Source organism: Sphingomonas sp. (genome assembly GCF_051962185.1).
Classification (GTDB): domain Bacteria; phylum Pseudomonadota; class Alphaproteobacteria; order Sphingomonadales; family Sphingomonadaceae; genus Sphingomonas.
In genome coordinates, this window is sequence record NZ_JBQCCN010000040.1 from 1 (window position 1) to 7,881 (window position 7,881).

The 7,881-nt window shown below is 66.7% G+C and carries 11 protein-coding genes; 8 read left to right on the forward strand and 3 right to left on the reverse strand.

Translation table 11 applies throughout. The features are described from left to right. The 6 genes from argB to ACTHJR_RS02720 all read left to right on the forward strand — a co-directional run. On the forward strand, window positions 1-438 hold a 438-nt coding region (gene argB, locus ACTHJR_RS02695; protein ID WP_440521531.1), incomplete at its 5' end, for an acetylglutamate kinase. A gap of 73 nt (window positions 439-511) precedes the next feature. Then, complete coding sequence (locus ACTHJR_RS02700; RefSeq protein ID WP_440521532.1) at window positions 512-805, forward strand: YggT family protein; 294 nt, start codon at window positions 512-514, stop codon at window positions 803-805. Next, window positions 802-1,095 (forward strand): DUF167 domain-containing protein, encoded by a 294-nt coding sequence (locus ACTHJR_RS02705; protein ID WP_440521533.1) that lies wholly within the window; start codon window positions 802-804, stop codon window positions 1,093-1,095. The genes ACTHJR_RS02700 and ACTHJR_RS02705 overlap by 4 nt, the downstream gene beginning before the upstream one ends. Continuing rightward, window positions 1,092-1,967: a bifunctional methylenetetrahydrofolate dehydrogenase/methenyltetrahydrofolate cyclohydrolase FolD gene (gene folD, locus ACTHJR_RS02710; RefSeq protein WP_440521534.1), complete on the forward strand. Its 876-nt coding sequence runs from the start codon at window positions 1,092-1,094 to the stop codon at window positions 1,965-1,967. The genes ACTHJR_RS02705 and folD overlap by 4 nt, the downstream gene beginning before the upstream one ends. Window positions 1,968-1,981: 14 nt before the next feature. Beyond that, window positions 1,982-2,575: a hypothetical protein gene (locus tag ACTHJR_RS02715; protein ID WP_440521535.1), complete on the forward strand. Its 594-nt coding sequence runs from the start codon at window positions 1,982-1,984 to the stop codon at window positions 2,573-2,575. Continuing rightward, entirely contained in the window at window positions 2,572-3,198 is a 627-nt protein-coding gene (locus ACTHJR_RS02720) for a MarC family protein (protein ID WP_440521536.1), read from the forward strand. Before ACTHJR_RS02715 ends, ACTHJR_RS02720 begins: the two co-directional genes overlap by 4 nt. Window positions 3,199-3,358: 160 nt before the next feature. Here ACTHJR_RS02720 and ACTHJR_RS02725 read toward each other — a convergent pair whose 3' ends face one another. After that, a complete protein-coding gene (locus tag ACTHJR_RS02725) occupies window positions 3,359-5,140 on the reverse strand; it encodes an AcrB/AcrD/AcrF family protein (RefSeq protein WP_440521541.1) in 1,782 nt (593 codons plus the stop codon). A 219-nt stretch (window positions 5,141-5,359) separates the two neighbouring features. On the opposite strand from ACTHJR_RS02725, the gene ACTHJR_RS02730 reads away from it, so the two are divergent. Together ACTHJR_RS02730 and ACTHJR_RS02735 are read left to right on the forward strand one after the other, a co-directional pair. Then, entirely contained in the window at window positions 5,360-5,746 is a 387-nt protein-coding gene (locus tag ACTHJR_RS02730; RefSeq protein WP_440521537.1) for a GtrA family protein, read from the forward strand. 1 nt (window position 5,747) lies between these two features. Then, complete coding sequence (locus ACTHJR_RS02735; RefSeq protein WP_440521538.1) at window positions 5,748-6,479, forward strand: class I SAM-dependent methyltransferase; 732 nt, start codon at window positions 5,748-5,750, stop codon at window positions 6,477-6,479. A 150-nt stretch (window positions 6,480-6,629) separates the two neighbouring features. On the opposite strand, the gene ACTHJR_RS02740 is transcribed toward ACTHJR_RS02735, so the two are convergent. Next, on the reverse strand, window positions 6,630-7,616 hold the full coding sequence (locus ACTHJR_RS02740; protein WP_440521539.1) for a glycosyltransferase family 2 protein: 987 nt from the start codon (window positions 7,614-7,616) through the stop codon (window positions 6,630-6,632). Between the two features lie 11 nt (window positions 7,617-7,627). Beyond that, entirely contained in the window at window positions 7,628-7,774 is a 147-nt protein-coding gene (locus ACTHJR_RS02745) for a hypothetical protein (protein WP_440521540.1), read from the reverse strand. Between the last annotated feature and the right edge of the window lie 107 nt (window positions 7,775-7,881).

A 7,881-nucleotide genomic window follows, 5' to 3' on the forward strand; every position in this document is an offset into this window, starting at 1 on the left:
CATGTCGACCTCGGCTTCGTCGGCGAGCCGGTCAAGGTCGATCCGTCGATCCTCAAGAATCTGGCGCGCGACGGCTTCATCCCGATCGTCGCGCCGGTCGGGCTCGGCGCCGACGGCGAGACCTATAATATCAACGCCGACACGATGGCGGGCGCGATCGCCGGCGCGCTCGGCGCGACGCGCTTCTTCCTGCTGACCGACGTCGCCGGCGTGCTCAACAAGGCGGGCGAATTGCAGACCGACCTCGACCGCGCGTCGATCGAGGCGATGAAGGACGACGGCACGATCTCGGGCGGGATGATCCCCAAGGTCGACACCTGCGTGTCGGCGGTCGAGGCGGGAGTCGAGGCGGCAGTCATCCTCGACGGCCGCGTGCCGCACGCGATGCTGCTCGAAATCTTCACCCGGCGCGGCGCTGGCACGTTGGTGCGCGCCTGATCTTGCAACGCCCTCATCCGGGGTGTATTAATCGATCAAGACACTGGAGAGCGCTTTGATTTCATTCCTGTCAATGCTGATTGGCATCCTTCAGATGCTGCTCGATGTCGCAAGCTTCATCATCATCGCGCAGTTCGTGCTGTCGATCCTGATCGCATTCAATGTCGTCAGCCGCCACACGGAACTGGTCGACAGCCTGTGGCGCGGCCTCTCGATCGTCACCGACCCGATCTATCGACCGATCCGCCGTATCCTGCCCGATACCGGCGCGATCGACTTCTCGCCGATGGTGGTGCTGATCATTATCCGAATTTTGCGCCTCTTCGTCTTGCCCTGGCTCTTTGGATTGATCGTCTACGGCTCGTGACGATCCGACGCGCGGACGGGATCGGGATCGCCGTCCGCGTGACGCCGCGCTCCGCCCGTAACGCGCTCGAGCCCGGGCCCGGCCATGGCGTCGCGCGGCTCAACGCACCGCCGGTCGACGGCGCCGCCAATGCCGCGCTGATCGACCTGGTCGCGGCGCATTTCGGCGTAGCGAAGCGCGATGTCCGGCTGATCGCGGGCGAGCGCGCGCGCCTGAAACGGCTGGCGATCCGCGGCGACGCCGAAGCGCTGGCGAAGATCGCCGCCGCGCTCTATCAGGCCGAGCCATGACGGCGAGTATCATCGACGGGAAAGCCTTCGCGCTGGGATTGCGCGAACGCGTGGCGCAACAGGTCGCGGCGTTCCGCGCGGCGGCCGGGCGCGCGCCGGGGCTGGCAGTGGTGCTGGTCGGCGAGGACCCGGCGTCGGCGGTCTATGTCCGCAGCAAGCACAAGGCGACCGTCGCCGCGGGGATGGAAAGTTTCGAGCACAAGCTGCCCGCCACGACCTCGCAGGAAGACCTGCTCGCATTGGTCGACCGGCTCAACGCCGACCCCGCGGTCGACGGCATCCTGGTCCAGTTGCCGCTGCCCGGTCATATCGACGAACGCGCGGTGACGACGCGGATCGACCCCGACAAGGACGTCGACGGCTTCCATCCGGTCAATGCCGGGCGACTGGCGACCGGCCTCCACGGTTTCGTCCCCTGCACCCCGCTCGGTTGCCTGATGCTGCTCAAGGATCAATTGGGCGGTCTCGCCGGGCTCGACGCGGTGGTGATCGGGCGCTCCAACATCGTCGGCAAGCCGATGGCGCAATTGCTGATCAAGGAAAGCTGCACCGTCACCGTCGCGCATTCCAAGACCAGGGACCTGTCGAGCGTGGTCAAGCGCGCCGACATCGTCGTCGCCGCGGTCGGCCGGCCGGAAATGATCAAGGGCGACTGGATCAAGCCCGGCGCGTGCGTGATCGACGTCGGCATCAATCGCACCGACCAAGGGCTGGTCGGCGATGTCGACTTCGCCGGCGCCCTCAGCGTGGCGGGCGCGATCACCCCGGTGCCGGGCGGGGTCGGACCGATGACGATCGCGGTGCTGCTGCGGAATACGCTGGTCTCGGCGCATCGCCGCGAGCAGGTGCCTCACGATAAGGACGCGTTGTGATCGCGTTACTGCTGATGCTGGCTGCGGCCGATGCGCCTAAAACCGCGCTCGATGCCGAACTGGCCTTCGACCAGGCAGCCGTTCGCGACGGCCAATGGACGGCGTTCCGTACCTTCGCGGCGCCCGACGCGATCATGTTCGTGCCGCAGCCGGTCAACGCCCAAGCCTGGCTCAAGGATCGCAAGGACCCACCGAAATCCGTTCGCTGGCAAGCGACCGCGAGCTACGTTTCCTGCGACGAAGCCACGACCGTCAACACTGGCAATTGGCAACGCGCGGACGGCAGCGTGGGCTATTTCACCACCGTCTGGCAGCGCCAATCCGACGGATCGTGGCGCTGGGTGCTGGATTCCGGCGATGCATTGAAGGCTGCGCGCGCGGCCAAGACTCCGACGGTAACGCACGCGAGTTGCGATGCTCCGGACATTCCGTTCATGACACCTCCACCCTCCCGCGGCGCAAAGAGCGGGCACGGGGCGTCGAAAGACGGGACGCTGACGTGGGATTGGGAGGTCCTTCCCGACGGGGCCCGCATGCTCGGCGTCAACCTGAGAACCGGCATGCTCGGCGGCAGTGTTATCGACGACCGAATCGCGGCCGAAAAGTGATCGAGCTCTATCTCTCCGCGCTCGTCACCTTCTTCGTCGTCATCGATCCGCCCGGTTGCGCGCCGATCTATGCCGGGCTGACCAACGGCGCGACGCCGGCGCATCGTCGGTCGATGGCGATCCGCGCGGTGATCGTCGCCTCGATCATCCTGTTCGTGTTCGCCGCGGTCGGCGAATCGCTGCTTCAGGCGCTGGGGGTCAGCCTGTCGGCCTTCCGCATCGCCGGCGGCATCATGCTGTTCCTGATCGCGCTGGAAATGGTGTTCGAGAAACGCACCGAACGCCGCGAGGACCGCGCCGCCAAGGTCGCCAGCACACCCGAGGTCGAGGACATCTCGATCTTCCCGATGGCGATGCCGATGATCGCCGGCCCGGGATCGATCGCCTCGGTCATGCTGATGATGAGCCGCAATCACGGGATCGAAAAGGTAGCGGTGGTGCTCGCCGCGCTGGCGACGATCCTGGCGCTGACCCTGGTCGCGCTGCTCGCCGCGGGACCGTTGATGCGGCTGCTCGGCGCGCGGATCGAGGCGGTGATCACGCGCATTCTCGGCGTGCTGCTGGGCGCACTGGCGGTGCAATTCGTGATCGACGGGATCCGGATCAGCATGGGGCTGACATAGGCGGTCATCACTGTCTTGATCGGCCCCCGCTCCCGAACCGTCACCCCAGCGAAAGCTGGGGTCTCAAGCCGGATCGCGCCTTCGCCCGAGACCCCAGCTTTCGCTGGGGTGACGAGATGAGTTCCGCTGGGCTGGCGAAAAGGGGCGCTGGGACGCGCTCTTACTTGATCCTGAACAACCGCAACGGCGAATTCGCCGGCAGCGGCAACGGCTGCAGGAACGGAAACGTCTCGCCCTTGGCCATGCGATCGTAGAACCCGCCCGGGTTGCGCACGCGATAGATGGTCGATTCGGCCATGTTGGGGCAGATCAGCAGCAACGTCGCGCCATGCCTTTTGGCGATCGCGCGGAATTGCTCGGGGCTGCCGCCGAACGCATGCTGGACGTCGAGGATCGCATCGCCATTGCGATGATACGGCCCCGCCACCGCCTTGTGGTGCGTGATCGTGATGATCCGGGGACCGAGATCGACGAAGCTGAAGATCGTCGCCGGCGGATATTTGTTCAACGGCAACAGGCTGCGGATATAGGGGCAGCGCGCGCCCGCGCGGTTGATCGTCGTCATCCGCGCGTCGGGCTTGTCGATCGGCAGGAATTGCAGCGACAGCCCGCTGAACATGCCCGACGCCGTCAGCACCACCACGACCGGCCCCAGCACGCGAACGAACAGATTGGAGCTGTCGAGCAAGAGCGGCACCGCGATCCAGATCAGCGCCGCCGCCCCCGGCACCGCGAGCATCTGCGCCGCCGGCCCGGCACGCGCCTGCCACAGCAGCATCAGGCAGGCGAACAAGGTGAACAGCGTCACCGCCGCCCAGCCGACCATGTTCGAGGCGCGAGCGTCGAGCGCGCGCTTGGCGGCGATCATCGCGCCCAGCAGGCCGATGATCGGCAGCGTCACGATCGGAAACGCCTGGCGGAACGGGTGGAGATAGATCGGCTTGGCCTCGCGGACATTGTCGAGCCAATTGCGCGCGAGTTCGGGCGAGACCTGCTCGGGGCGGCCGAGGCATTGCGGGAACAGCCAGGCGAACCCGGCGACGATCACCGCGCCCGCCGCGACCGCGAGGCCCAGCCGCGCCCAGCGCGACGCCGGGCTGAGCCAGGCGAGCACAAACAGCAGCCCGCCGGCGACCAGCATCACCGTCAGATAGACCGGGGTCAGCGCATCGCAGCGCATCACCGTATTGGCATAGGAAGCGAACGCGCCGTAGCCGAGCGCCGTGCCGCTCGCCAGGCTGACGCCATAAGCGGCGACCCGCCGCGCCTCGCCGCGATCCCAGATCCATTGCAGCGCGATGATCGCGCCGGCCATCGCCGCATACGGCAGCATTTCGAGGCCGATCGAGATGCTGACCGCGCTCGCCAGCCCGACGATCACTCCGCCGCGCGCGCCCCTGGGATCGCACAGGCCGGCCACCGTCAGGCTCAGCATCGCCAGTTGCCAGCCGTGATGGTCGATACGATCGGGCGCGAACATCAGCATGGTCGGCGTGCAGGCGCAGACTAGCAATGCCATCGCCAGCGGCCAGGCATAAGGACTGACCAGCCGCCGCACCGTCGCGCCCAGCCCGACGAAGGCGATCGACAGCGGCAGCAATGGCGCGATCCCGCAGGCGATCCGCTCCGCCTCGGGCGTGCCGAGGAACGGCCGCAGCGCCAGGATCAGCCCGGCGATCGGCAAGTCGACGATGCGGCTCCAATGGATGTCGAAGCCGCCCGGCGGGTTGAGATAATAATTGCGCAGGTCGTACCAGTCCTGCCCGTTCAGCAGCGCGCGGACCTGCATCAGCCGCATATTGTCGTCGGTATCGCCCAGGCCGAGCGCCTGAATCTGCCCCCAGCGATCGAACAGATACCAGAGCGTCACGCACAGCCACGCGAGCAGGGCGTAGCGAATCCAGTGCCGGTCCAGCTCGGCGACGAGATTGGACCACCAGATCTCGGCCTTGCTCGGCGCGGCCCCGGTCCGGTCGAATTCAGCGTCCGGCCGCAGCCCCCGCTTGTCGGTCTTGCTCAAAATGCTTCCCTCGCGCCTGGATGCGCATTAGGGCCTGCACCCGCGCCCGGCAACGGCCACGACGGAGCAGATGGCGCGCATTTCCAGGGCGAATGTGTGACGGCAATTCTGAAACAAATCGATACGTGGCGAGCGAGCGGCATGATCGGCCAGCTGATCCGCTTCGGTATCGTCGGCGGTATTTCGACGGTGATCTATTCGGCGGTGTATCTGCCGCTGGCGAGCTGGGTATTCCGCGGCAACATGGCGGTGGTCGCGGTGCCGCCCGCCTTTCTGGTCGCGGTCATCGCCGGGTTCTTCATGCACTCCGCCTGGAGCTTCAAGGGGCATGGCACCCGCGACAATAGCGGCAAACAGCACGCCAAGTTCGTATTGGTGCAATTCTTCGGCCTGCTGCTCAACGCCGCCTTCACCTGGATCATCACCGGGCCGCTGTTCCACGGCCCGGTCTGGGCCCCCCTGATCCCGATCGTCACCATCACCCCGCTCGCGACCTTCGCGCTCAACCGTCAATGGGTATTCGGCTGATATGGACCGTATCGTCTACGACCGCATGGCCGAGCACGACTCGTCGCATTGGTGGTACGTCGCGCGCCGCGACATCCTGCACGATTATGTCGCGCGCTATGCCGACCTGCCCAAGGACGCGCGCATCCTCGAGATCGGCTGCGGCACCGGGCACAATCTGCCGATGCTCCAGCAATTCGGCACCGTCGAGGCGATCGAGATCGATCCCGCCGCCGCCGCGATCGCCAGCAAGCGGCTCAGCAAGCCGGTCGGCGACGCGCCGCTACCGACCCTGCCGGGGATCGAGCGCAACAGCTACGACATGATCGCGGTGCTCGACGTGGTCGAGCATATCGGCGACGACGTCGCGGCGCTTCGGGCGATGAAGGAATGCCTCAAGCCCGGCGGCAAGATCCTGATCGCGGTGCCCGCGCATCAATGGATGTGGTCGGCGCACGACGTGGTGAACCACCATCATCGCCGCTATTCCAAGGCCAGCCTGAAGAAGGCGATCGACGCCGCCGGGCTGACGACGCGCAAGTTCGGCTATTTCAACTCGCTGCTGTTCCCGCTCGCCGCCGCCGCGCGCGTCGCGGGCCGGCTGACCGGCCGCGACGACAGCGACGATTCGCCGCCGCCGGGGCCGGTCAACAAACTGTTCGGTGCGATCTTCCGCCTCGAGAGGCACTTGGTCGGCCGCGTGCCGATGACCCCGGGCGTATCGATCCTGACGCTGGCCGTACCGAAGGGGTGAACTAACTGCTCCCCGTTTACGGGGAGGGGGCCAAGCCGCGTAGCGGATTGGTGGAGGGGGTGAGCCACAAGCGAGTCGGAGGAGGAAATCCCCCTCCACCACGCGACTGCGTCGCGCGGTCCCCCTCCCCGTAAACGGGGAGGATTGGGGTCAGCCCTGCTCCCGATCCTCTGCCCGATAGCCCAGGCTCGCCTTGCCCTGCACCGGGCCCGCGACGTCCGACACCAGATACAGCGGCCGCCGCTTCGATTCGACATAAAGCCGCCCGAGATACTCGCCGATCATCCCGAGCACGAACATCTGCACCGCGCCCAAGAGCACGACGATGAACGCCAGCGACGTCCAGCCCGGCACCGCGCTCCCCGAGATGAACCCGACCGCGATGTAGATCAGCAGCAGGAACGACGCGCCGGTCAGCGCCAGGCCGACATGGCTGGCGAAGGTCAGCGGCTTGGTCGAGAAGCCGGTCATCGCGTCGAACGCCAGGCGCAGCATCTTCGACAGCGGGTAATTGGTTTCGCCGGCGAAGCGCTCGGCGCGGTCATAGGGAAACGGCACCTGGCGGAAGCCGACCCAGGCGACCATGCCGCGGATGAAACGCGCCTGTTCGGGCAAGCTCAGGAACGCGTCGAGCGCGCGGCGCGACATCAGCCGGAAGTCGCCGGTGTCGAGCGGGATCGGCGTGTCGGTGACGCGATCGAGCAGACGATAGAAAGCCGCGGCGGTGGCTTTCTTGAAGAACGTCTCGCCTTCGCGCTTGCGGCGCACGGCATAGACCACGTCCGCTTCCTCAGCCGCCATCATCCGGCGCATGTCGCCGAGCAGTTCGGGCGGGTCCTGCAGGTCTGCGTCGATGATCAGGATCTGCTCGCCCGCGCACAGATCGAGCCCGGCGGTCAGCGCGAGCTGATGGCCGTGGTTGCGCGACAGGTTGATCGCGACGAGGCGCGGGTCGCTTTCGGACAGCCGACGCATGATCGGCCAGCTGTCGTCCTTCGACCCGTCGTTGATCAGCACGAGTTCGTAATCCTCGCCGACCTCCGCCTTGGCGGCGGCGGTGACGCGCGCGTGGAGCGTCTCGAGGCTCAGCGCCTCGTTATAGCAAGGGACGACGATCGAGAGCTTGGGACGATTCATGGCGGAGGTGCTTAGTCGTCCGCGCGGTCCGCGTCATCGGCTTTCGTGGTGCTTACCTCGGCGGCGCCCCGCGCCCGCGCCTTGCGACGGTGCAGATTGGCGCGCAATTGCGCGGCGAGGCGCTCGGCGCGCTCCTGTTTGTCGTCCTTCGCGGTCATGTCGGTGAATTGCTTACATCTGTTTCAGCAAAGCTGAAACGGTAACGGTGCCGGCCCGCTCCCCCACCCGGCCGCCCATAGAATAGCTGGTTGGGCGGCCGGGTGGG